This window comes from Pseudoalteromonas sp. Xi13, from assembly GCF_003952205.1.
Lineage (GTDB): Bacteria > Pseudomonadota > Gammaproteobacteria > Enterobacterales > Alteromonadaceae > Pseudoalteromonas > Pseudoalteromonas atlantica.
Map to the genome: position 1 here is coordinate 1,139,995 of NZ_CP034439.1, position 22,251 is coordinate 1,162,245.

Below are 22,251 nucleotides of genomic sequence, written 5' to 3' on the forward strand. Positions count from 1 at the left end.
GAGTCAAAGAGATTGCGAGCAAAGCGGCATTTTTTGCGATTTATTTACTTTTGCGCTACTTAATAACTCATACCTTGGCCTATCTTTTGAAAAAGTAGCTATGGCATAGCTTTTCATTTCTTCTAGGCTGAGGGCGTGCAGTGCCTCTAGCAGGCGTTTTTGCATATGAAAGTCATGATCTTTATTGCCTATTGCAAGCCAAAAGCGCTGTGAGCGTAACCGTAAGTTTTTATCTTTTTCAGCAATATGAGTTGTCAAACCTTGTTTATGCTGCTGCCATGTTGTCTCATCTAGGGAGTCTAGGTTAGCAATAAACTGGCTTACAAAATGATTATGCCTGTGCAGTAGAGTCTGAGCTTCAAATTTTGGTGATTGAATATAAAAAGCAATACCGGCGCGGGTGTTAAATGGTGCATAGCCAGAGCCAACTAAGTAACCTAGCTGTTGTGTGGTTCTCAGCGCGTTAAAATAGTCTTGGTTAATTATATGATTAAGTGCCATTAATTTAACTTTTTCATCCACTTCTGCAGTTTGTGCCTGGTAGTAAATGACCATGGCGTTATCACTGCATGGCAGTTCAAGTTCGCAGCGAGTCACTTGGTCTATCTCGTGCAGCGGGCGTGTTAAATCTTCAATAGCCGTGGCGTTTTTTAAATGCTCTGCCACTTTTTTATGAAATACCTTCGCGTCTGTTTGTTGCCAATTACCGTGTAAAAACGACTCAACATGTAAGGCTTTAAAAAAATCGGCTCTAAATTCGTTAAATTGCTGAAAACATGTATTTTTAAGTGCAGTGGCTAACTCGTCGGGTTGTGGGTTCCATGGCATTATTTTGGCACCTAACACGCTAAATAATTCACTCACGGGTTTATTTTGGTTGCTGTTGCGCCAGTGCCTTACCAATTGCTTTTTGTATTCGGCAAAGCGGCGTGCGCAAATATCAACATTAAATAGCGCATCAAGTAATTGCTCCACCAACTCTAGCTGACTAGTCGATAGCCCAGCGGTGTGCAACGTAAGCCCGCCTTGATGAGAGGTTAAATGATAACTTAAACCTGCCAATTCTGCGGGGTAAAACTGCTCGCCAACACTGTCCATAAATAAGTCACTAAAAAGGCGCGTTAATGCCATGTGCTTTACATCTTTTACTGCAAAGTGAGAGTCCATTGCTAAATAAAAATGACCTTTGGCCACTCTAAAGGTGTTGTCTTGTTTAAACCAAAAGTCAAACCCTGGCTCTTTAACTAACAGTAAAGGCTTGGTTTGTGGTTTTTCGACTTCGTATAACACCACTTCTTTTGTTAAATAGGGGTTTGCTGTGGGCAGCAGCATAGTGCTCAGCGGTTTATTTATATGCGCAAGCGACTCCAGCCAATGCGGCGAAATTGGCTCAACTTTGTAAGGGGTGTTGTACCACGCGGTGGTGTGCTCTGCCTCTACGCCTGGATGAATAAGTACTAAGCGCATATTATGTGGGGTAAGCCATTGCATCGCCATTTCGTGAGTGGCTTTATTAAAGCCCTCCATTAAGTAATCGCCTTGCACATAGTTAGCTTCGTCGTAGTGCTGCATATTAATGCTTAGGTTACTTACCCAATCTATTAAGCGCGATTTTTCTTGGTTATCAAACGCAATTTGTAACAGGTTTTTTTTATCTTGATACAGGCGCGGTAGTTTGTCGGTGTTATCGTTGATTAGACAAATATACTCAAACACAATTTCTATTATGTCTTCAAAGTATTCAATGCCTTCATCGGTAAGCGCCATGCTAATGTTAAAATCTTTAAAGTTACTGCCATTTATACCGCCGCCGGCAGAAAGTGCGTTAATCCACCCTTGTTCTTTTAAAATAGAGTACAACGAGCCTGCGCCTTCGTAGCCTAGTAAATGGGCTATAAAGCTGACGGTTTTGTGGCGATAAAAGTCATCGATATTTGGCATAGCAAAACTAATAATGAGTTTTTGCATGTGCTTGTGTGGTTCAATGTGCAGTACTTTGCCAATATCTTGCGCGCGATATAATGGCTCCTCAATAGGGGCTTTAAGCGCACCTTTATGGCCGTTAATGCCACTAAAATAATGATGCGTCCACTGAGCAAGTGTATCAAGCGGTTCGTTGGCACAAATTACCAGTGTCATCCACTGCGCTTGATAGTGCTTATTAAAAAAATCTCTTAACTCGTCACTTATGCAGCGATCTCTATCGGCGAGGGTATGTAAATTACCCACCGAAAATTTAGCAAAGGGGTGAGCTGGGTTTACGGTTTCTTTATGAGCCTGATAAATACGACGCCCATCATCTTTTATTTTTAATTTAAACTCAGCCTCTATGGCATTACGTTCTTTTTCGGTTTCCGCTGGGTTTAATAATGGGGCAATAAAAAAACGGCTAAATTGCGCAAGTGCTTTTTCAATGGCTTGATTATTAATATCAAAGTAATAGCAGGTGTGCTCAGTGCCGGTCCAGGCGTTGGTATTACCACCCGATTGAGACACAAAATTATTAAAGCTTCCAGAATCAGGGTATTGGTCGGTACCTAAAAAAAGCATATGCTCTAAAAAGTGTGCAAGGCCTTGCCTGTCAAGGGGGTCATCAAAATGGCCAGCGTTAACCGCCATAGAAGCAGCGGCTTTAGTTGAATCTTTATCTTGCACTAATAATACTTTTAGCCCATTGTCGAGTGTAATGGCGCGGTATGCTCTGTTATCATTGCGGCTGATATTCAAATGATGCTCCTGAAACTAGACGTTTACTTGTTAACAACAGATGATAGCTTCAGGACAGCGAAAAAATAGCGAAAAGATTTACCTGAATATCATGAGAGAATTATTCTTTGGAATAATAGTTAATATAGCGGACAAATGGGCAAACTGGCTACTGTTTTATATTCATTAATCGGTTGATTTTTTATGAAAACAATCTTAATTATGCGCCACGGCGAAGCGACACCGATGCAAGCTAACGACGCAGCAAGAAACCTAACACCGAAAGGCCATGCAGAAGCAGAAAAAATGGGCTTATGGCTACACAAACACTTTTCTGTTGATGCGTTATTGGTAAGTCCTTACTCGCGCGCGCAGCAAACGGCTAAAGAAGTTGAAAAAAACAATGTATTTAAATTTAGTGAAACCTGTAGCGACATAATCCCCGAGGGAAAGCCACAAATAGCAGCTGATTATTTAGAAACACTTATTGCTATGCATCCTCAGTGTAATACCTGGTTAGTGGTCGCCCATATGCCTATTGTGAGCTATATAGTTGATCAGCTCAGCCCGGGTAATATGCCTATTTTTAACACCGCAGCGGTTGCTGTAATTCAGTATGATGAAACCTCACAGCGCAGTGAATATGTAAATATTAATGCGCCTGCAAATATATAGAGAAAAGAGATAACAATGAGTATAGAACGCCTTGAAACGGGTGCGCGCATGAGCCGTATAGTTAAACATAATGGAACCGTTTATTTATGCGGACAAGTATGCAGCGATGCAGAGCAAAACATTACAGAGCAAACGCAAACTATGCTCGACAAAGTAGAGGCCTTACTTGAGCAGGCGGGGAGTTCTAAAAAGCATATGCTAAGCGCAACTATTTACGTTAAGAGCATGGAATATTTTGCCGATATGAATGCAGTATGGGATGCATGGGTGCCAGAAGGTTATGCACCAGCACGCGCCTGTGTTGAAGCTAAAATGGCGCGCGATGCGCTATTGGTCGAAATTTCGGTAGTGGCCGCACTTAAATAAGCGATTTTATAAAAGCACAGCAAGCCAAAACGAAAAGCTTACAACACTAAGCACCGTTGAAAGCACCACTGCACCGGCGAGCGTAACTTGATGCGTATTTAATTGGCTTGCAATTAAATACGCATTAACGCCAACAGGCGAGGCGCTCAGCAATACCAGTACGTTACGAATTTGCGTATCTAGTACAAACACCCACGTAGCTGCTACACACACAGCAGCAGGCAAAATCAGTATTTTTAACAGTGAAGAAATAAGGGCCGGCTGCCAATTTGCTGCCACCTTATAAAACACCAAATTAGCGCCTAACACAAATAAAGCACATGCAATAGCAGGGCTGGCGATTAGCTCTAAGGCATTGGCTAAATTAGCAAATAATGTAATTCCCGACACATTAAAAAGTAATCCACAGCCAATACTTAACACTATAGGGTTAAGGACCATGTTTTTAGCAAATTTTGCCCACGAGAAGTCAGCTGTGTTTCCTTTCGCGCCTATTAAATAAGTTAACGCAAAAAGCAGCGTGCTATGAAATGTGATGATCATAAAGGCGATAGCAATCATGTCTTTGCCAAGTGAAGCAATAACAATGGGTATACCCACTAACACCATATTTGAATAACTACCGGCAAGACCAAACACACTATGCTGTTGATAATTTCCAGCATTGGCTTGTTTAGTTAAATAGTACCTATCAATAAGTATGCCCAAAGCAAATACCGCTAATACAGGAATATAAAAGCTTAAAAATGCTTCGAGGCTAATACTTTGATGCAAATTTATTTGCGACATATTGAGCATCAAAAAGGCGGGTAAGCTCACATAAAAAGTAAATTTACTTAAGCCGGCAATATGCTGCTGATTAAAAAATTTAAAATAACAACAGGTGTAGCCCAGTGCGACAATAAAAATTAAGGGAAAAATAATCGAAAAAATTTGCACGTATTCTTCCTTTAATTAGCGTCTAAACTCATCGCTTTGTGGTAAATCAATTAAAATCAGCACGGCACCGCGCCCGCCATACTCTAGCGGTGCTTGGTGCATGGCAATTACATCGGGGTGCTGCACCAAATACTGCGGTACTTTGTGTTTTAAAACACGCTCGCCAATGCCATGCACTATGCACGCGCAGTAATAATGCTGTTTTTTGCACTCGTGAATAAGCCCCGCAAGTTCATCTTTTGCACGTTCTTTATTAAGCCCGTGCAGGTCGAGTGTTAAATCGGGCGCAAAGTCGCCGCGTCGCAACTGTTTTGCTAAAAAAGAGTCGTGGCCATTTTGCACGTAATTAATGGTACTATTTGTGTCTATATCGGGAATATATTCGTCAGAGAAGAAAAATTCAGACTCAACCTGCTTTTTTTGCTGGGCAAATTGCTTCGCTTGTGACACCTTAGGTTTTGTATCAAACCTATGGGTATCTTGTTTAAACACCTTAGCGCCTGTAATTGTTTGGCGAAAAAGGTCAATGTCGTCATTGCTTAGGGACGATTGTGATGAGATGTCTTTTTTCATAAATTTTACCTAAACAAAAAAACGTAAAAACGCAGCGCAAAAGGCGGTACAATATAAAGGTGAGGGGCAATTGTAATTTGCTCAGCACAGTTAGGCAATGCAATCGTCGCAAAGACTCAAAACAGTCAGTTAGCTAAAACAGGTAAAAAATATGAGTGATTTACAAATAGAAGAAGCAACACTTGATGAAGCTGTTGCAGAACTGTCAACGTTACATGACTGGTTACGCTGGACTACAAGCCAATTTGCAAGTAGTGGAATATTTTTTGGACATGGCACAGATAACGCGTGGGATGAAGCAGTTAGCTTATTACTTCCTGCGCTAAGTTTACCTATTGATGCCCCCAAAGAGTTAATGCATGCGCGGTTAACAAGCACAGAAAAAAACCGCCTAGCAGGGTTAATCGCAGAGCGTATAAATGACTGCACGCCGGTTCCTTATTTAACAAACATTGCTTGGTTTGCGGGCATGCCATTTTATGTTGATGAGCGTGTGCTTATTCCGCGCTCGCCGTTTGCTGAACTTATTGCTAATAAGTTTTCACCGTGGCTTGAGCAGCCGCAAAGCGTTAACCGTATTTTAGATTTATGCACAGGCTCTGCTTGTATTGCTATTGCGCTTGCTCAGGCGTTTGAAACGGCGCAAGTAGATGCGGTTGATATTTCGTATGAAGCGCTTGAAGTAGCAGATATAAACATAAACGACTATATGCTAAGTGACCGCGTACTGCCTATTCAGTCAGATGTATTTAGTGGTGTACCAGGGCAAAAGTATGACCTAATAGTAGCCAACCCACCGTATGTTGATGCTGAGGACATGGCTGATTTACCACGAGAATTTCATCATGAGCCTGAGCTTGGTTTAGCATCTGGGCATGATGGCTTAGACGTTACCCGTACTATTTTAGAGCATGCTAGCAATCATCTAACTGATAACGGTTTGTTATTTGTAGAAGTTGGTAACTCTATGGTACATATGGATGCTTTGTATCCGGGCGCACCATTTGAGTGGGTTGAGTTTGAGCAAGGCGGCTTAGGTGTATTTGTAATAAGCAAAGCGCAGCTTGATACGTATTTTGCAAAATAAATTTTAGGCCGAGCGTATGCTCGGCAACTTTTGTAGTCATTAGGAATGAGGAAAGTTAATGGCAGGTAATAGCATAGGGCAGTTGTTTAAAGTGTCCACCTTTGGTGAGAGCCACGGCGTTGCCCTAGGCGGTGTTGTAGATGGTACTCCCGCAGGCCTTGAGATCACAGAGGCTGACTTACAAATTGATTTAGACCGTCGTAAACCAGGGCAAAGCCGCTATACAACGCAGCGCCGAGAAGACGATCAGATAAAAATTCTTTCAGGCGTTTTTGAAGGTAAAACCACAGGCACAAGCATTGGTTTACTTATCGAAAATACCGATCAGCGCTCAAAAGACTACGGTAAAATTAAAGATGTGTTTCGCCCAGGTCATGGCGATTACACTTACTGGCACAAATACGGCCTGCGCGATTATCGCGGCGGTGGTCGTTCTTCTGCGCGTGAAACCGCAATTCGTGTAGCGGCAGGCGCAATTGCTAAAAAATACTTAAAGCAGTTTCATGGTATTGAAGTAAAAGCATGTTTAAGCCAACTTGGGCCAATAAAAGCTGAAAGCTACGATTGGGATGAAGTTGAAAACAACCTATTCTTTTTCCCTGATGCAAGTAAGCTAGAAGCGCTTGATGAGTACATGCGAGACCTTAAAAAGCAAGGTGACTCAGTGGGCGCTAAAGTAAAAGTAGTGGCTAGCAACGTACCGGTAGGATTAGGCGAGCCTGTATTTGATAGGCTAGATGCTGAAATTGCGCATTCACTAATGAGCATTAATGCCGTTAAAGGTGTAGAAATTGGCGATGGCTTTGATGTGGTAGAGCAAAAAGGCTCAGAGCATCGTGATGAGTTAACCCCAGAAGGCTTTACCTCAAACCACGCGGGTGGCGTACTTGCTGGTATTTCTACAGGGCAAGATATTATTGCCTCTATTGCGCTTAAGCCTACATCAAGTATCACTATTCCAGGTAAAAGTATTAATACTGAAAACGAAGCAGTAGAGATGATCACCAAAGGGCGCCACGATCCGTGTGTTGGTATTCGTGCAATTCCTATTGCTGAGGCAATGATGGCCATTACCTTAATGGACCATTTACTGCGCCAGCGCGGGCAAAACCCACATGTTAACCACGAACATAGACCAATTAATGGCTCTGTTTAACCGTTAATATTTTAAAAAAGCGCGGAGTACCGCGTTTTTTTGTGCCTGTAATTTGCTTTTAAGCCTTTCAGGGGTTGTTCAAGTTTGCGCTATATACTGTTTTAAGGAGGAGAGTAATCATGAACGATAATAAGCACGATAACACACACCTTGAAACCCAAGCTGCTATAGCAAGGCTAGAGCGCTTTAGTAAGCTTACAGACAGCAGCATTGGTATCCCTTTTACTAAATTTAATATTGGCTTAGAGGCTGTGATTGGTTTAATACCCGTTATAGGTGATGCCGCAGGGCTTATTTTATCAAGCTATGTACTGGTAGAGGCGCAGCGTTTGGGCGTAAGTAAACGCATAAAAACGAAGATGATCATTAATATGCTGATTGATTTTGTAGGCGGCTTAGTTCCATTTTTTGGCGATATATTTGATGCTTTTTTTAAAGCCAACACCCGCAATACCCGTTTATTAAAAAAACATTTAAATGCGCAGTTAGCTAATTGATAGTAATACTGTTTATTTTAGAGGCTTTAAATTTAGCATTAAGAATAAAAAACAAAGTGTTGTTGGTTGTTTAATCACCTAGTAAAGTAGGGAAGCCTATTCACTTTGGTATATACAAAATGCAATTATTTATCGGTAATAAAAACTATTCTAGCTGGTCATTACGCGCATGGTATTTAATGAGTAAATTTGATGTCCCGTTTGACGAAACCCAGCTTGTGCTCGACACCAGTGACTTTTACGACGAACTAAAACAACACTTCCACGTTCAAAAAGTGCCGGCGTTAATTGATGGAGATTTGCAGGTGTGGGACTCGCTCGCAATTTGTGAATATATTAACGATGCCCATTTATCGGGAGCAGGGTGGCCTAAATATATTACACAGCGAGCTACAGCGCGCGCATTAAGCGCTGAAATGCATGCCGGCTTTATGGCACTGAGAAACGAAATGCCGATGAATATAAGAGCTACACGTAAAGTAACGCTATCAAGTGCTGCACTAAAAGATATTCAACGTATTGATGAGATATTTTCCCAGCAGCAAGATATGTTTCCTAATGAATGGTTTTTTGGCGACTTTAGTATTGCCGATGCGATGTACGCCCCCATTGTACTTCGTTTAAAAACGTATCAGATTACCTTATCCCCAGCGGCGCAGCAGTATTGTGATTTTGTGATGCGTTGCCCTGTTTTGCAAAAGTGGATAACCCAAGCACTTACAGAAACCGATATAGTGCAGTGCGATGAGGCGGGAGTAGAGGTATAACTCGCTCATCACTTTTACTTTAAAGGTAAAAGCCCGTACAATTCGTCTCGTTTTTAGTGCGCTAATTTTGCGCTGTAACCGAGACGAATTAATCAGTTTTTATGCATCACATAGCCGATCTTATATCTATTTTCGATAGTGTTTTTTATCAAAGCCATAACACTTGCTTAGTAAAAGGCGATGATGAGCCTGTTTATCTACCTGCCAATAATACCCATGGTTTTAATCAAATTGTATTTGCACACGGCTTTTACGCCAGTGCCCTACATGAAATAGCGCATTGGTTAGTGGCTGGCAATAAACGCAGAGAGCTTGAAGATTATGGGTATTGGTACTGCCCAGATGGGCGAGATAAACACCAGCAAACTGAATTTGAAAACGTAGAAATAAAACCACAAGCCATAGAGTGGCTGCTCAGCACCGCTGCTGGCTTTGATTTTAATGTGTCGGTAGATAACTTGAACGGCGAGCAAACTTGCCGGTTTGACTTTCAGGCGCGAGTACACCAGCAAGTATTAATGTTATTAGAGCAGGGAGTTAACGCACGTACCCATGCATTATTAAAAGCGTTAAGTGATTTTTATAAAACACCGTGGCCGTTAACCGCTCAACAATTTAATTGGCACCACCCTCAGGAGTTACAAAATGCAGTTTAAGTTAGGCTTAATTATTAACCCTGTTGCAGGACTTGGTGGCAGCGTTGCTTTAAAAGGCAGTGATGGCGAAAACACTGCTGCAAAGGCAATTGAGCTGGGTGCGCAAGCCAAAGCTAACAGCCGCACACAGGCAGCCCTAGAAGTGCTTGTACCCTATAAAGAGCAGTTAACAATTTATACTGTAAATGGCGATATGGGCGAAAAAGCAGCCCGCGCACTAGGCTTTAATGTTGAAGTAATTTATACCGCCAATACCGTAACAAGCGCCGATGATACAGAGGCTAGCGCTAAACTACTTAAAAATTTGGGCGTAGATTTAGTCCTGTTTGCTGGTGGCGATGGTACTGCGCGCAATATTTGTCATGCCATAGAAGATACCGTACCTGTGCTGGGTATACCTGCTGGCTGTAAAATTCACTCTGGCGTATATGCAATTACACCTAAAGCAGCAGGGCGCGTAGTAGAAATGCTAGTAAAAGGCGATCTAGTTACACTTGCAGATGCCGATGTAATGGATATTGACGAAGAGGCGTTTAGGCAAGGCACCGTAAAAGCTAAGCGCTACGGTGAAATGCAAATACCAAGCGAAGTACGTTATGTACAAGCGGTTAAAAATGGTGGTAAAGAAACAGACGAATTAGTACTTGCCGACATTGCAGCGCATGTGGTGAGCGAAATGGATGAAGACACCTATTACATTATGGGTAGTGGCTCAACTGTTGAAGCAATAATGCAAGAAATGGGGCTAGATAATACTTTATTAGGCGTAGATTTAATTAAAGATCAAACCCTAGTTGCGCAAGACTTAACTGCTAAACAGCTACTTGAGTACACGCACGGGCAAGCGACTCAATTAGTTATTACATTAATAGGCGGGCAAGGCCATATTTTTGGTCGAGGGAATCAGCAGCTAAGCCCTGAGCTTATTCGCACCATTGGCAAAGAAAACATTATTGTGGTGGCAACTAAAACCAAATTACACGCGTTGAACGGGCGTCCACTTATTTGTGACACCGGCGACAGCGCTTTAGATGATGAATTAACAGGTTACATTAAAGTAACCACCGGCTATAACGACCATATTATGTATGCTGTCGGTTATGAAAACCAGGAGAAGTAACACAATGAGTTTAGTGAATTATATTGATGCTGCGCAGCAATACTTTGATGATTTAGTAATTAAAGCAACAGATGATGAGCTGTTCGCTGGTGGTTACTTGCGCGGACATTACGACCTTGCAGTAGGCTATGCAGAAGTCGAAGAGCTGACAATTTCTATTGATGAGCTCAACGAAACCGTGGAGCAAAGCTTAGTAAAAGCATACCGCAATGGCGAGCTAAACGAAGAAGATAAAACCTTGGTTGTTAGGCTTTGGGAAGAAGTGAAAGCCCTCGCTTAACCAATGTTTAGTTCACAATTATAAAAATGCGGCGACGGTAATGGAGCCGCGTTTTTTTATGCTCTATTTGTGCCCATAATAGATTTATTAGTTAATTTACTGTTACACATTAATAGTATATTGTTACTTAAACCTATTTTGGGAGCTTTAAATGAACAATAATAATCAAGCTGCGGTACCTACAGGGTTAATCGCGCGTTTTTTAAACTTTGTGGAGCGAGTTGGTAACAAACTTCCCGATCCAGCGATTATTTTCTTATTCGCTATGTTACTTATTTGGTTGTGCTCGTGGCTACTGTCGGGGGTGAGCTTTGACGCGTTAGACCCACGGACTGGCCAAGCCATTGTTGTAAATAACCTATTAGAGGGCGACTCACTCGCCTCGTTTTTATCTTCTATGGTAAAAACCTTTACAGGCTTTGCACCGCTAGGGGTGGTACTGGTTGCCATGTTAGGTGTGGGAGTGGCTGAGCACTCGGGTTATATCAATACGGGCCTTAAGCTAATGCTTAAAGTTACCCCAAGGCAACTGCTAACCCCTTCAGTCATTTTGGTAGCTATTGTAAGCCATACAGCAACCGATGCTGGCTACGTATTAGTGATCCCATTAGCGGGTGTTATTTTCTTTGCCGCAGGGCGACACCCATTAGCGGGTATTGCAGCCGCATTTGCTGGTGTGAGTGGTGGATTTGGCGCTAACTTTATCCCATCAGGAATAGACCCATTACTGCAAAGCTTTACCCAAAGTGCAGCGCAAATTATTAACCCCGATATGTCGATTAACCCGCTTAATAACTGGGCGTTCACTTCTGCCTCGAGTTTATTTATTGTGTTATTAGGCTGGTATATCACTGATAAAATAATAGAGCCTCGGTTAAAAAACACAGCACTTAATGAAGACACCCAAAACTTACCCGCGTTTGATGAAGCTAAAAGTGATGAAAAACGCGCTTTTTTTATAGCCAGTAGCGTAATGATTGCAGGACTTGCTTTACTTGCGTTTGTATCCGCTCCTGCCGATTCAGCAATGCGCAGTGCTGATGGCTCACTAACTAATTTTAGATCGCCCCTGATGCAATCTATCGTGCCTTTAATCTTTTTATTATTTTGGATACCCGGTGCCGTGTATGGTTTTACCGTTGGTACCTTTAAAAACTCAAAAGATATGATAGATGCGATGAGTACCGCGATGAGTGGCATGGCTTATTACATTGTAATGGCGTTCTTTTGTGCGTTATTTATTGCTGCGTTTTCTAAGTCTAACTTAGGGGCATTAATGGCCATTGAAGGGGCGCAGCTTTTAAAAGCAATGGAGTTACCCAGCGCCGTAACGGTTGTGGGTATTATATTTTTAACCGGCTTTGTAAACTTGTTCGTTGGCTCAAGCTCAGCAAAATGGGCATTACTGGGGCCTATTTTTGTACCAATGTTAATGCAGCTAGGTATATCACCCGATTTAACCCAAGCGGCTTACAGAATCGGAGACTCTAGCTCAAACATTATTACCCCACTTATGCCTTATTTCCCATTGGTTGTGGTGTACTGCCAAAAGTACGTAAAAGATACCGGTATAGGCACGCTCATCGCGCTTATGATCCCTTACTCAATCGCGTTTATGATTGGCTGGAGTATTTTCTTGCTAGGGTATTGGGCACTCGGTATTCCGTTAGGGTTAGATGCTAGTTACGTTTATCCGGCGTTACCTTAACTTAAACCTTAATTTATGAACCTCACTCACTGGAGTGAGGTTTTTTATATAAAAATGCAGCAATGTAAAAAGTAGTGTTAATTACCTTTCTAATTCTCTCACTGTATAGCCAAATAAACTCGCCTCACCAACAATATACACATAATCGTTTTTGTTATTCATTATTGTAGACTTATCGTCGTACCATCTAAAGTCGTGCGTTTTGTTAGTTGTAGGGTCTTTGAAGTATAAACGAGTACAACTATCTTCATAATCAGACCCACATTCTTGTACATCAGTGAGGATATATTCCTTATACCAATAATCGCCTTGCGTGTAGTAAGCCCATAACTCAATGGGGGCAGAGAGTAAAAAATAGAGAGTCGCATAGATTAACAAAGGGAGTAATGGGTAGATGAAGATTAATGATAACTTCATTTTTGTATCTGAAAAGCTATCTTTAAGGTGCTCTCTATAGTCACTGCAACGTCTATATTTTTTGATTACAAGTACATGGAGATAGATAAATGATGCCCCGCAAAAAATAGGAAGCGCTATATAAAAAATAGCCTCATAAATTTTATTTTCGATAAATGGCGGATCGGTAAAATCCATTAACATAAGCATGGCAATGCTCAGTATTGGAAAGCTTATTATTGCTGCAAAGAGCAAGTTGTCATAATACTTTTTCAATGTGAATTCGTCCGTGAATTATAATTTTTCTTAGTTTACAGAGTTTTTATTTTTTACAAAAGCAGTGGCTTTAAAACAAAAAAACCTTGGCACTTTCGTGGCAAGGTTTTTTATAACGTAAGCTATAAAGCTTAGTTAGATGTGAAGCTCACAGGGCGACGTTCTTTACGAGGACCGCCACGCTTATCACCGCGTTGGTTGTCTTTGTTAAAGCTACGCTTTTTATCACCACTTGGGCGCTCAGCGCGTTCACCACGTGGCTCAGCTGGGCCTTGATCTTGTGTTAGTGTCATACCCATTGGGCGTTTACAAATAAACACTTTTTGGAAGTGATCAAGTACATCTTTAGGCATGTTTTGCGGTAATTGTACCGTACTGTGACTGTCGTGTAGACGAATGTCACCAATAAACTTGCTTGAGATATCAGCTTCGTTAGCAATCGCGCCAACAATGTTTTTAACCTGTACACCGTGCTCACGACCCACTTCGATACGGTAAGTATCCATAGGGCCTGCATCGCGGCTGTTACGCTCGCGAGGTTTACGCTCAGGGCGGTCACCACGTTCGTTACGACGACGGTCATTACGATCGCCACGCTCGTTACGTGTATTACGCTCGTTGCGAGGTTGAATCTTAACTTCTTCAACTTTAATTGGCGACTGTTGCTGTGCTAAACACAGTAATGCACCCGCTAGGTCTTCTAAAGATAAGTCTAGTTTTTGTGCCATGCTAGCAGCAACTTCATTGAAGAACGTAATGTCTTTGTTTTCAAGAGCAAGCGTAAGCTTTTCTTTTAACGCATTAATACGTTTTTCTTCAACTACTTTAGCTGTAGGTAGCTCAACTTGTGCAATTTCAGACTTAGTATGACGAATGATATTTTTAAGTAAATAACGTTCGTTATGCTTAACAAATAAAATTGCTTTACCAGTACGTCCAGCACGACCTGTACGGCCGATACGGTGAACGTAGGCTTCTGAGTCTTGCGGAATGTCGTAGTTGATAACTAAGCTTAAACGGTCTACATCAAGACCACGTGCTGCTACGTCTGTTGCAATAACAACGTTTAGCATACCGCTTTTTAAGCGATCTACCGTGCGTTCACGTGCTTGCTGGTTCATGTCACCATTAAGTGGCGCAGCAGAGAAACCTTCGCGTTCTAGTAACTCAGCAAGTTGCACTGTGTCGTTACGTGTACGTACGAAAACAATAGCACCTTCGTATTGCTCTGCTTCTAAGAAACGAACAATGGCTTTGTTTTTATGTACGTGTGCATTCCAAAACACTTGCTCAACAGATGATACAGTTGAGTTACGCGCAGAAATATGAACCTGTTCAGGGTTATTCATATATTTGCTGCTAATGTTTTGAATTTGCTTAGGCATGGTCGCAGAGAAAAGACATGTTTGCTTTTCGCGCGGTGTTTTTTCCATGATGTTTTCAACATCATCGATAAAGCCCATACGTAACATTTCATCGGCTTCATCAAGTACAAGTGCTTGTAAAGCATCAAACTTGATAGTGCCACGGTTTATGTGATCGATTAATCGACCCGGAGTAGCAACAATAATTTGTGCGCCACGACGAAGTGCGCTTAATTGAATGCTGTAGCTTTGGCCACCGTACAGTGCTAATACTTCAACACCACGAGTACCTTTTGCATATTGTTCAAATGCCTCAGCAACTTGGATCGCAAGCTCACGTGTTGGTGTGAGTACAAGGATCTGTGGCTGTTTCACAGACGGGTCAATATTGTTTAGTAACGGCAGTGCAAATGCTGCAGTTTTACCTGTACCCGTTTGTGCTAGTCCCAGTACGTCCTTTCTTTCTAGCAATAACGGTATACATTGAGCTTGGATTTCAGATGGTGTCTTGTAACCCAACTCTTCAACTGCCTTTAAAATTGCAGGAGAAAGATTTAGAGATTCAAACGTGACTGGTTCTGACATTAATACGCCTCAACGAATTTAAAGAGGCGCGCATTGTATAGGAAATACGAGGCAATTGCTTGTATAAATTACAACTAATTTGTATGTGGTTGATGTTGGTCGAAATTTAACCAGTTTAAATATTTGATTTTTTAAACTGGTTAACAAGCTATATACAAAGCGTTATTTATATAGGCCTAGATTTTCTTTTGCGTAAGCTTCAAATTCAGTAAATCCACCAATGTGAGTTTGATCTACAAAAATTTGCGGCACAGTTGGGCATGGTTTTCCTGCAGACTTTTCTAAATCCGCTTTGCTAATGCCTTCTTTGATAATATCGATGTAACGAAACTTAAAATCATCACGCTCATTTGATAGTTGCTCGGCAACATCTTTAGCACGTACACAAAATGGGCAGCCTTCGCGGCCAAAAATTACTGTAAGCATAATACTCTCCTCAATTTAGTTGGGTTCATATTAAACGATTAATTAATAATTTAAAGCGCAAAAAATCGATTGGTTAATTCTGTTTTAGTGTTAACTGCTTAATTACTCATTTGCCATGCATTTTGAATTGCAATTTGCAAAAGCGCATTTATTTAAAGGATGTGTAATTTTTAAATCTAATGAATTCATCGTATTAGTAAAGACGCTGCAAGTGGCATGTAAATTGATATTTAACTACAGAGCCATTCTTATTAGGAACGATGATGAGTAATAACAGCCATGTTTTAGAAATTATTCAAGGGGTAATTGCCCGCTTTTGCAAAGCAGACAACACAAATGTGGCAATTACACTCATCAACAAATTACAGTGTAATTATATTTGTTTACAGGTGTCTCCTGAACAAATGATTATCCAGTGTGAAGCGTTTATTTTGCCTTCGCTAAAAGCCGCTAAAAGCCATTTTTTGCTAACAGTAGAGGCCAATTTACAGGGCATTAATTTAAATTACTGGGTAGATTCGAATCCTCAAATGCACACCATTGATATACACGGTTTACTAGCAACCCGTGAGCCAATTTCATCGGTAGATACAAACAAAGAGTTTATTAGCGCAGCCAATAGTAAAGACGACTTAGAGCAAAGCATTCATTACCTAGTTAACTTTAGTGCGAAAAACTATGGTTTAAAACTCGCCGATAGCAACCACACCAACGCTTTAAAAATTGAAGATGCGCGTCACCTATCTGCAGAGCAACTTGCGAGTAACTTTTTAAATAATGGGGCGTCTCAGAGTATAAAAATTTGCGCATTTGATGCGCTCAGTGAGCTGCAAAGCCATCACGCTATTTCTCAACCTGTATTGGCGTGGCCGTTTTTTGATACTGACTTAGTAAATGCGGTTAATAATTTAAATACCCACAGCAAATTATCTGTATTGGTTGCTGATGACAGCTTGCCAAGCCAAGTTGCGACCAAAGTCATGCTTGAAATGCTTGGCTGCGCAGTAACCTGTGCAGAAAATGGCTCAAGTGCCTTACTTATTGCCCAGCAAGAACCTTTCGATTTACTGCTGTTAGATGAGCGTATGCCAGGTATGTTTGGCAGTGATGTGGCTCAGCAGCTCATTAAACAAAACACCCCAAACGATAACACGCCAAAAGTTATTTTAACGGGCATTACTGAGGAGCAACAAATTGCTAAGTTGTTCGAAAAAGGGGTGACGCACTATCTTCAAAAACCGGTAACAAAAGCTGTATTAGAAGAGTTTATTAAGCCTTGGCAAGCTGCCTAAAGGCCCGTTTAGGAGGACGTTATGAACGATTTATCAAAAACAGCTTTGCTGCTCATTGGTTTTCAAAATGATTACTTTTCGCCTGATGGCATTTTATACCAAGTGGTTGAAGAGTCATCAAGAGTAACCGGCGTGGTAAATAACACGTTAGCGCTGCTAGACAAATACATAGATAAATTTGCATTAGTGCTCAGTACGCCTATTCACTTTACACAAGATTATAGCGAGCTTAAAAACCCAATTGGTATTTTAAAAGTGATTGCCGAAGTAGGGGCTTTTAAAGCCGACTCTTATGGTGCTCAAGGCATTAAAGAATTTGATAAATATGGCAAACGTATTATGCAAATCCCCGGTAAACGCGGGTTAAATGCGTTTACTCATACAGAGCTTGCAAATGTGCTTAATAAAAATGGCATCACTAATATTGTTTTAGCAGGCACTGTTACCTCAATTTGTATAGATTCAACGGCGCGTTCAGCAGTTGAACTTGGCTTTAATGTAACGGTTTTAAGTGACTGTACCTCGAGTAGAACACCATTTGAGCAATCATTTTATTGCGAAGAAGTTTTTCCTCTATACGCCACAGTGTGTAGCCATCAAGAACTAATAGACTAATGAGGCGTATATGGAAGAGAAAGATGAGCTTCAAGTACAAGTACATTACGCGTTAATTGAGCAGCTTTCTGCTAATACGCGCAGGCAATCTAAGTTATTAGCATTACTAGATGAGTGCGTGTTTGAATGCGATAAAAACTTAGCATTTAGTTACATAAATGAAGCTTGGCAAAGTAAGCTCGGTTTTACATCCCCAATGCTAATAGGTAAAAAAATAACATCGTTACTAACTAAGCAAGATGCTTTAAAACTTAGTGCGTATACATGCTCTGTACTTGATGGTGAATCAAATACCAGTTTAGAACTTAAAATAAATAATAGTGATGGTTTAGCTAATTGGTTTGAGCTTCGTCTAGCGTGTGATGACAATGGTGGCTTTATAGGGTCGTTACACGACATCCAAAGACATAAAGATTTTCAATATCTTCTTACCCAGCAGCAAGAGTACGCAAAGCGTTTATCTTTAGTCGCCAGCCACACAAATAATTTAGTTATTATTACCGACCAATTTGGCAAAATAGAATGGGTTAATAAAAGCTTTGAAACGCTTACTAGTTATAAATGTGAAGAAGTCATCGGGCTTAGCCCCGGTAAACTGTTGCAAGGGCCTAAAACCAGCCTAGAGTCGCGCCAGTTAATGGCTAAAGCGGTTAAAAATGGTCAGCCTTTTCAAATAGAAACAGTTAATTACGATAAATATAACAATGAATACTGGGTTGCAATAGATGCCACGCCAGTAAAAGATGAAAACGATAAAGTTAGGCATTTTATAGCAATTGAAACAAATATTACGCAGCGAGTTAAAGCCGAACAAGCAATGGCAGAGATAGAATACAACTATCATTCAGTGGTCGATAATATCCCTGAGATTGTTTTAAGGTTAGATGAGCAGGGTAAACTTTTGTTTATGAATAAAGCGTGGCAAGACTTTTTTCAGACTGATATAGCCAAAAATATAGGCCTGCCAATTGATGATTTTATAGTTACTGAAGATGCGCAGCAGGTTAGGGATGTTTTAAACCGGTATCAAAATGGACACCGTGGTATAGAGCGATTTGATGTACGTTTTACTAAGACTACAGGTGAAGAGAACTGGGTTGAAATGACCCTAACACCAATAAAGTCTTATAACGACGACAGCTTAACATCAATAGCAGCAACCGTTGTTGATATTCAAGAGCGTGTAGTGGCAGAGCAAATATTACTTGATGCTAAGCACCAAGCAGAAACCTTAGCCGAATCAAAAAGTCGTTTTATGGCCAATATTAGCCATGAAATACGTACGCCGCTTAATGCGGTAATAGGGTGTGCCGACATTCTGCACGACACTGGGCTAACTACTGAGCAAAAACGTTATACACAAATGATAAAAACAAGCTCAGATGCGTTGCTTAGTATTTTAGACGATGTTTTAACTTACTCGCGTTTTGAAGCGCAAGCTATCTCTATAGATAACCAACCCTTTAGCCTCGACACCTGTCTAGAAGAAGCAATCGATATTGTTAGCGAAAGCGCCGTCCAAAAAGGCCTAGAATTAATATTCGATTTTTACCCCGATGTGCCTGCACAAGTAGTGGGGGATCATGTGCGGATTAGGCAAATTGCTATAAACCTGCTTTCTAATGCAATTAAATTTACGCAAACCGGCTCGCTTATTATAAAAGCAAAATGTATAGAATTTGATAATAATAATTTTACCCTGCAACTTAGCATTAAAGATACTGGGATAGGCATAGCTAAAAATAAACTTGATAGCATGTTTAAGCCATTTATTCAGTCAGACAACTCAATTACCAGAGAGCACGGTGGTAGTGGTTTAGGGTTAGCTATTTGCAAGCAAATATGTGATGCAGCTGGTGGGAGTATTTCGGTCAGTTCTGAGCTCAACAAAGGCAGTGAGTTTATTGTAAATTACCCACTTTCAATTGATACAACCGACAGTGTGCAAAGGGAAGGGTTTTCGGCTAGAAGCAAAAAGCCGCAAGTATGGATATTTAGTGGCTACTCTATTTTAAATCAAGCGATAGAGCATATGTTAACGCGTCACTCGATTGCTTTTACCGGGTTTAGCGATATTAATGCGTTACCCAAAAATATTATTACACCGGACGCTATTGTTGTTACTAATAAAGATGATTTATTGGCAGCCGAGCATTTTTTAAAAAGTTATGACTGCCTAAATAAGCCCTGTCTTTTGTTTATAGATTTGCTTGGTAAAACTCAAAAAGCAGCTGCCCCTAGCGATGGAATGTTAAGAGTTAATGGTCCTTTTAAGCCTTCACATCTACCTCGTGCTATTTCTATATTAGACGAACAACTGTTTCATTTAGATATAATATTTACGAATAAAAAAGATACAGCTATCAACGGGCAAAAAAAGGCTAATCAGCCATTTAAAGGTACTTATGTTCTTGTAGTTGAAGATAATAAAAACAATCAAATTGTCGTTAAACAACTCTTAGAGCAACAAGGCTGCTCTGTAGAAATAGCAAATAACGGACAAGAAGCACTCGAAAAAGTGCAATATCAAACAGTTGACCTAATTTTTATGGATATACAAATGCCAATTTTAGATGGTATTTCTGCAACAAAAAAAATAAGGGAGTTATCTATAGTTACGCCAATTATTGCTTTAACTGCAAATGCAATACATGGCGATAAAGAGCGTTTTATTGAAGCGGGTATGAATGACTATTTAGCAAAACCTATTATTGGTAATAAGCTTAACGCGTTATTAGATAAGCACCTGCCTAAATTAAGTAACTTAAAACATACAAAACTTGAGCGTATGAGCGAAATATGGACGCTTTTAAAATAAAGCTGCTATTACCCATTTTTAGTGCTTAGCCTTGGTTTTAGGCTCTTTAGCTATAAATTAGGTAAAGGCTTTAAAAATGACGCTTTTATTAAAATGCTAGAGAGGGCTTATTTATTATTCTTTAAATTGTATTTCTTCTATTTAAAGGCATGTAAACGATAAAATAATTAAAAAACGGCACAAAAACTAATTACTTTTAACTAATTACTAAAACTCACCTAGTTTTTAGGTATGTTTTTTAATTTGATTTGCATTTTGCAAACCATAATGACACCTCACTTTAACCGGACTAATAAAGATTAAATAAAATTTAAGCTAATTATTTTAATTTAAACTTAAGTATATGAATTTTAATATATTAAATTTTTTAATTAAAAACTTCGTCGTTTTGGCACAACCTTCGCAATAGTACAGGTAAGTAAAGCGTTTTCATCGCTGATACGTAATCAAATTTAGTCGCTATTAATTTTAAAGGTACTCATTATGCAAACTAACACTAAAGTAAAACAGCAACCAAAAAAGATGTCTTTTGTATTAACACCTGAATTAATGGTTCTGTCTATTATTATTGTTGCAGCAGTAATAGTAGGTACAACAGCGTTAAGAGGCACAGTGACAATTGAGCCCGTTAATAAAGCGAATACTGAAATTTTTGCTACTAAGTACAATTCATCTACCTCAAATACCAATGACCTTGAAAGTGAATCGTTAAATTTCGCGCAAAATATCGAACAGCAAAACGCAATTCAAAACACGCAAGGTTTGAATAACTAATTAATACTTCTCCTTTAGTATTTACTTTTCAGCTGGCTCTAAGCAATTAGGCCAGCTTTTTTATGCCCTCTCAAAAATAGGCTTTTGTAATTAATTCACTCCCACCTAAAAATTAGCTTTAGGCCATCAACTTGCAATTCAGGGTGATTTGCAAAATGCAAAAAAGTGTAACTAATTGAGGTTAGGTTTTTTTGTTTATGTAGCTAGTTGTTTTTAAAGGCTTTATTTTTATTTGTTAGTGGGCGAATATGGTCTGCAATTTGCTATTTACAAGTAGTTCTCGTGAGTCATTAATTTTGGAGTAAATCATGAATGCTTTTAATACCTTAGAGTCTATAAATACGGTCAATATGGCTCGGTGGCATGAACTTGAGCAAATAATGGCTCACTCTATGAAAAACCATTACTTTAAAATGGTATATCAACCACTTGTGTCGTTAACCTCGGGTCAACTTATGGGCTTTGAGTCTTTGGTCCGATGCGAGTCTCCTCGCTACGGTATTGTTGGACCTGATGAATTTATTCCGCATGTAGAACAGTCAGGAATGATACTCGATTTAGGTGATTGGATATTAGAGCAAACGCTGCATGATTTTAGCAAAATGAAAAAAATAGGGATGGAGGACATCACTATTTCTTTAAATATCTCGCCGGTACAAATTATTGAAGGTGATGTGTTTTCTAAGGTAATGAAGCTACTAAAAAAACACAATGTTGATCCGGCTTCAATAAAAGTAGAATTAACTGAAACGGCCTTGATCCATAGCCCTCATAAAATTGCTAAAACCTTCGAGCAATTTAATAAAGAAGGTGTAAAGGTTTGGCTGGATGATTTTGGGACTGGCTACGCCTCGCTTGGCTTATTAAGGCAGTTTAACATTGATGGATTGAAAATTGACCGCAGCTTTATTAATGGAATTGCAACTAATAATGAAGACTTTACTTTATGCAGTGCGATTATAGCTATGGCCCAGCGATTAGGCTTAGAAACGATAGCAGAGGGGATTGAACAGCGAGAGCAATTACAAATCCTTGAGCAGTTAGGCTGCGATGTAGCGCAAGGTTATTTATTAGGTAGACCAAGTAGTTTGGAAAATAGCACAGCAACGTGGCTTAAATGATGTGTAAAGTGGTATGTCTTGATTTGCAAAATGCGAAAAACAACTTATTCTAAA

The 22,251-nt window shown here is 40.1% G+C and carries 21 protein-coding genes; 15 read left to right on the plus strand and 6 right to left on the minus strand.

Translation table 11 applies throughout. The annotated features are described in order from the left end of the window. Positions 1 to 3: 3 nt before the first annotated feature. The gene (locus EJ103_RS05140) at positions 4 to 2,727 is read right to left on the minus strand and encodes an insulinase family protein (RefSeq protein ID WP_126006385.1); all 2,724 of its coding nucleotides are present in this window, start codon (positions 2,725 to 2,727) and stop codon (positions 4 to 6) included. 183 nt (positions 2,728 to 2,910) lie between these two features. Here EJ103_RS05140 and sixA point away from each other — a divergent pair, with 183 nt between their 5' ends. Together sixA and EJ103_RS05150 are read left to right on the plus strand one after the other, a co-directional pair. Further along, entirely contained in the window at positions 2,911 to 3,381 is a 471-nt protein-coding gene (gene sixA, locus EJ103_RS05145) for a phosphohistidine phosphatase SixA (protein WP_004587298.1), read from the plus strand. 15 nt (positions 3,382 to 3,396) lie between these two features. After that, positions 3,397 to 3,747, plus strand: coding sequence for a RidA family protein (locus tag EJ103_RS05150; protein ID WP_004587297.1), 351 nt, complete (start codon positions 3,397 to 3,399; stop codon positions 3,745 to 3,747). A 6-nt stretch (positions 3,748 to 3,753) separates the two neighbouring features. On the opposite strand, the gene EJ103_RS05155 is transcribed toward EJ103_RS05150, so the two are convergent. Next, on the minus strand, positions 3,754 to 4,686 hold the full coding sequence (locus tag EJ103_RS05155; RefSeq protein ID WP_126006387.1) for an AEC family transporter: 933 nt from the start codon (positions 4,684 to 4,686) through the stop codon (positions 3,754 to 3,756). 15 nt (positions 4,687 to 4,701) lie between these two features. Then, positions 4,702 to 5,259, minus strand: coding sequence for an endonuclease SmrB (gene smrB, locus EJ103_RS05160; protein ID WP_024031888.1), 558 nt, complete (start codon positions 5,257 to 5,259; stop codon positions 4,702 to 4,704). Positions 5,260 to 5,410: 151 nt separating this feature from the next. Here smrB and prmB point away from each other — a divergent pair, with 151 nt between their 5' ends. From prmB to EJ103_RS05200, 8 genes are all read left to right on the plus strand, one after another. Beyond that, a complete protein-coding gene (gene prmB / locus EJ103_RS05165) occupies positions 5,411 to 6,346 on the plus strand; it encodes a 50S ribosomal protein L3 N(5)-glutamine methyltransferase (protein ID WP_004587294.1) in 936 nt (311 codons plus the stop codon). 58 nt (positions 6,347 to 6,404) lie between these two features. Next, positions 6,405 to 7,502 (plus strand): chorismate synthase, encoded by a 1,098-nt coding sequence (gene aroC, locus EJ103_RS05170; protein ID WP_126006389.1) that lies wholly within the window; start codon positions 6,405 to 6,407, stop codon positions 7,500 to 7,502. Between the two features lie 119 nt (positions 7,503 to 7,621). Further along, entirely contained in the window at positions 7,622 to 7,999 is a 378-nt protein-coding gene (locus tag EJ103_RS05175; protein WP_024031891.1) for a DUF4112 domain-containing protein, read from the plus strand. 119 nt (positions 8,000 to 8,118) lie between these two features. Beyond that, a complete protein-coding gene (locus EJ103_RS05180; protein WP_054982195.1) occupies positions 8,119 to 8,766 on the plus strand; it encodes a glutathione S-transferase family protein in 648 nt (215 codons plus the stop codon). 101 nt (positions 8,767 to 8,867) lie between these two features. Continuing rightward, positions 8,868 to 9,422 carry an elongation factor P hydroxylase gene (locus tag EJ103_RS05185; RefSeq protein WP_126006391.1) on the plus strand — a complete coding sequence of 185 codons (555 nt, stop codon included), beginning with the start codon at positions 8,868 to 8,870 and terminating at the stop codon, positions 9,420 to 9,422. Beyond that, positions 9,412 to 10,542, plus strand: coding sequence for an ATP-NAD kinase family protein (locus EJ103_RS05190; protein WP_126006393.1), 1,131 nt, complete (start codon positions 9,412 to 9,414; stop codon positions 10,540 to 10,542). Before EJ103_RS05185 ends, EJ103_RS05190 begins: the two co-directional genes overlap by 11 nt. A 4-nt stretch (positions 10,543 to 10,546) precedes the next feature. Further along, the gene (locus EJ103_RS05195) at positions 10,547 to 10,822 is read left to right on the plus strand and encodes a YfcL family protein (protein WP_004587288.1); all 276 of its coding nucleotides are present in this window, start codon (positions 10,547 to 10,549) and stop codon (positions 10,820 to 10,822) included. 151 nt (positions 10,823 to 10,973) lie between these two features. Next, positions 10,974 to 12,530: an AbgT family transporter gene (locus EJ103_RS05200; RefSeq protein WP_126006395.1), complete on the plus strand. Its 1,557-nt coding sequence runs from the start codon at positions 10,974 to 10,976 to the stop codon at positions 12,528 to 12,530. A gap of 81 nt (positions 12,531 to 12,611) precedes the next feature. Here EJ103_RS05200 and EJ103_RS05205 read toward each other — a convergent pair whose 3' ends face one another. From EJ103_RS05205 to EJ103_RS05215, 3 genes are all read right to left on the minus strand, one after another. Next, positions 12,612 to 13,202, minus strand: a complete 591-nt coding sequence (locus EJ103_RS05205) for a membrane protein (RefSeq protein ID WP_024031896.1) — start codon at positions 13,200 to 13,202, stop codon at positions 12,612 to 12,614. A gap of 131 nt (positions 13,203 to 13,333) precedes the next feature. Beyond that, positions 13,334 to 15,151: a DEAD/DEAH box helicase gene (locus tag EJ103_RS05210; protein ID WP_004587284.1), complete on the minus strand. Its 1,818-nt coding sequence runs from the start codon at positions 15,149 to 15,151 to the stop codon at positions 13,334 to 13,336. A 162-nt stretch (positions 15,152 to 15,313) separates the two neighbouring features. After that, positions 15,314 to 15,577 carry a GrxA family glutaredoxin gene (locus EJ103_RS05215; protein ID WP_004587283.1) on the minus strand — a complete coding sequence of 88 codons (264 nt, stop codon included), beginning with the start codon at positions 15,575 to 15,577 and terminating at the stop codon, positions 15,314 to 15,316. Positions 15,578 to 15,837: 260 nt separating this feature from the next. Between EJ103_RS05215 and EJ103_RS05220 the strand changes: the two genes are divergently transcribed. The 5 genes from EJ103_RS05220 (at position 15,838) to EJ103_RS05240 (ending at position 22,197) form a co-directional block, all read left to right on the plus strand. Next, positions 15,838 to 16,869 carry a response regulator gene (locus EJ103_RS05220; RefSeq protein WP_241232296.1) on the plus strand — a complete coding sequence of 344 codons (1,032 nt, stop codon included), beginning with the start codon at positions 15,838 to 15,840 and terminating at the stop codon, positions 16,867 to 16,869. A gap of 21 nt (positions 16,870 to 16,890) precedes the next feature. Next, positions 16,891 to 17,484, plus strand: a complete 594-nt coding sequence (locus EJ103_RS05225; RefSeq protein ID WP_126006397.1) for a cysteine hydrolase — start codon at positions 16,891 to 16,893, stop codon at positions 17,482 to 17,484. A 10-nt stretch (positions 17,485 to 17,494) separates the two neighbouring features. Then, positions 17,495 to 20,302, plus strand: a complete 2,808-nt coding sequence (locus EJ103_RS05230; RefSeq protein ID WP_126006400.1) for a PAS domain-containing hybrid sensor histidine kinase/response regulator — start codon at positions 17,495 to 17,497, stop codon at positions 20,300 to 20,302. Between the two features lie 483 nt (positions 20,303 to 20,785). Beyond that, positions 20,786 to 21,076 (plus strand): hypothetical protein, encoded by a 291-nt coding sequence (locus EJ103_RS05235; RefSeq protein WP_126006402.1) that lies wholly within the window; start codon positions 20,786 to 20,788, stop codon positions 21,074 to 21,076. 308 nt (positions 21,077 to 21,384) lie between these two features. Beyond that, a complete protein-coding gene (locus EJ103_RS05240) occupies positions 21,385 to 22,197 on the plus strand; it encodes an EAL domain-containing protein (protein WP_241232297.1) in 813 nt (270 codons plus the stop codon). Positions 22,198 to 22,251 lie beyond the last annotated feature (54 nt).

What these genes read in the sequence shown, in the direction of transcription:
- sixA (WP_004587298.1), top strand. Translation starts at nt 2,911, where the DNA reads ATGAAAACAATCTTAATTATGCGCCACGGCGAAGCGACACCGATGCAA.
- EJ103_RS05150 (WP_004587297.1), top strand. Translation starts at nt 3,397, where the DNA reads ATGAGTATAGAACGCCTTGAAACGGGTGCGCGCATGAGCCGTATAGTT.
- smrB (WP_024031888.1), bottom strand. Translation starts at nt 5,259, where the DNA reads ATGAAAAAAGACATCTCATCACAATCGTCCCTAAGCAATGACGACATT.
- prmB (WP_004587294.1), top strand. Translation starts at nt 5,411, where the DNA reads ATGAGTGATTTACAAATAGAAGAAGCAACACTTGATGAAGCTGTTGCA.
- aroC (WP_126006389.1), top strand. Translation starts at nt 6,405, where the DNA reads ATGGCAGGTAATAGCATAGGGCAGTTGTTTAAAGTGTCCACCTTTGGT.
- EJ103_RS05175 (WP_024031891.1), top strand. Translation starts at nt 7,622, where the DNA reads ATGAACGATAATAAGCACGATAACACACACCTTGAAACCCAAGCTGCT.
- EJ103_RS05180 (WP_054982195.1), top strand. Translation starts at nt 8,119, where the DNA reads ATGCAATTATTTATCGGTAATAAAAACTATTCTAGCTGGTCATTACGC.
- EJ103_RS05185 (WP_126006391.1), top strand. Translation starts at nt 8,868, where the DNA reads ATGCATCACATAGCCGATCTTATATCTATTTTCGATAGTGTTTTTTAT.
- EJ103_RS05190 (WP_126006393.1), top strand. Translation starts at nt 9,412, where the DNA reads ATGCAGTTTAAGTTAGGCTTAATTATTAACCCTGTTGCAGGACTTGGT.
- EJ103_RS05195 (WP_004587288.1), top strand. Translation starts at nt 10,547, where the DNA reads ATGAGTTTAGTGAATTATATTGATGCTGCGCAGCAATACTTTGATGAT.
- EJ103_RS05200 (WP_126006395.1), top strand. Translation starts at nt 10,974, where the DNA reads ATGAACAATAATAATCAAGCTGCGGTACCTACAGGGTTAATCGCGCGT.
- EJ103_RS05210 (WP_004587284.1), bottom strand. Translation starts at nt 15,151, where the DNA reads ATGTCAGAACCAGTCACGTTTGAATCTCTAAATCTTTCTCCTGCAATT.
- EJ103_RS05215 (WP_004587283.1), bottom strand. Translation starts at nt 15,577, where the DNA reads ATGCTTACAGTAATTTTTGGCCGCGAAGGCTGCCCATTTTGTGTACGT.
- EJ103_RS05220 (WP_241232296.1), top strand. Translation starts at nt 15,838, where the DNA reads ATGATGAGTAATAACAGCCATGTTTTAGAAATTATTCAAGGGGTAATT.
- EJ103_RS05225 (WP_126006397.1), top strand. Translation starts at nt 16,891, where the DNA reads ATGAACGATTTATCAAAAACAGCTTTGCTGCTCATTGGTTTTCAAAAT.
- EJ103_RS05230 (WP_126006400.1), top strand. Translation starts at nt 17,495, where the DNA reads ATGGAAGAGAAAGATGAGCTTCAAGTACAAGTACATTACGCGTTAATT.
- EJ103_RS05235 (WP_126006402.1), top strand. Translation starts at nt 20,786, where the DNA reads ATGCAAACTAACACTAAAGTAAAACAGCAACCAAAAAAGATGTCTTTT.
- EJ103_RS05240 (WP_241232297.1), top strand. Translation starts at nt 21,385, where the DNA reads ATGAATGCTTTTAATACCTTAGAGTCTATAAATACGGTCAATATGGCT.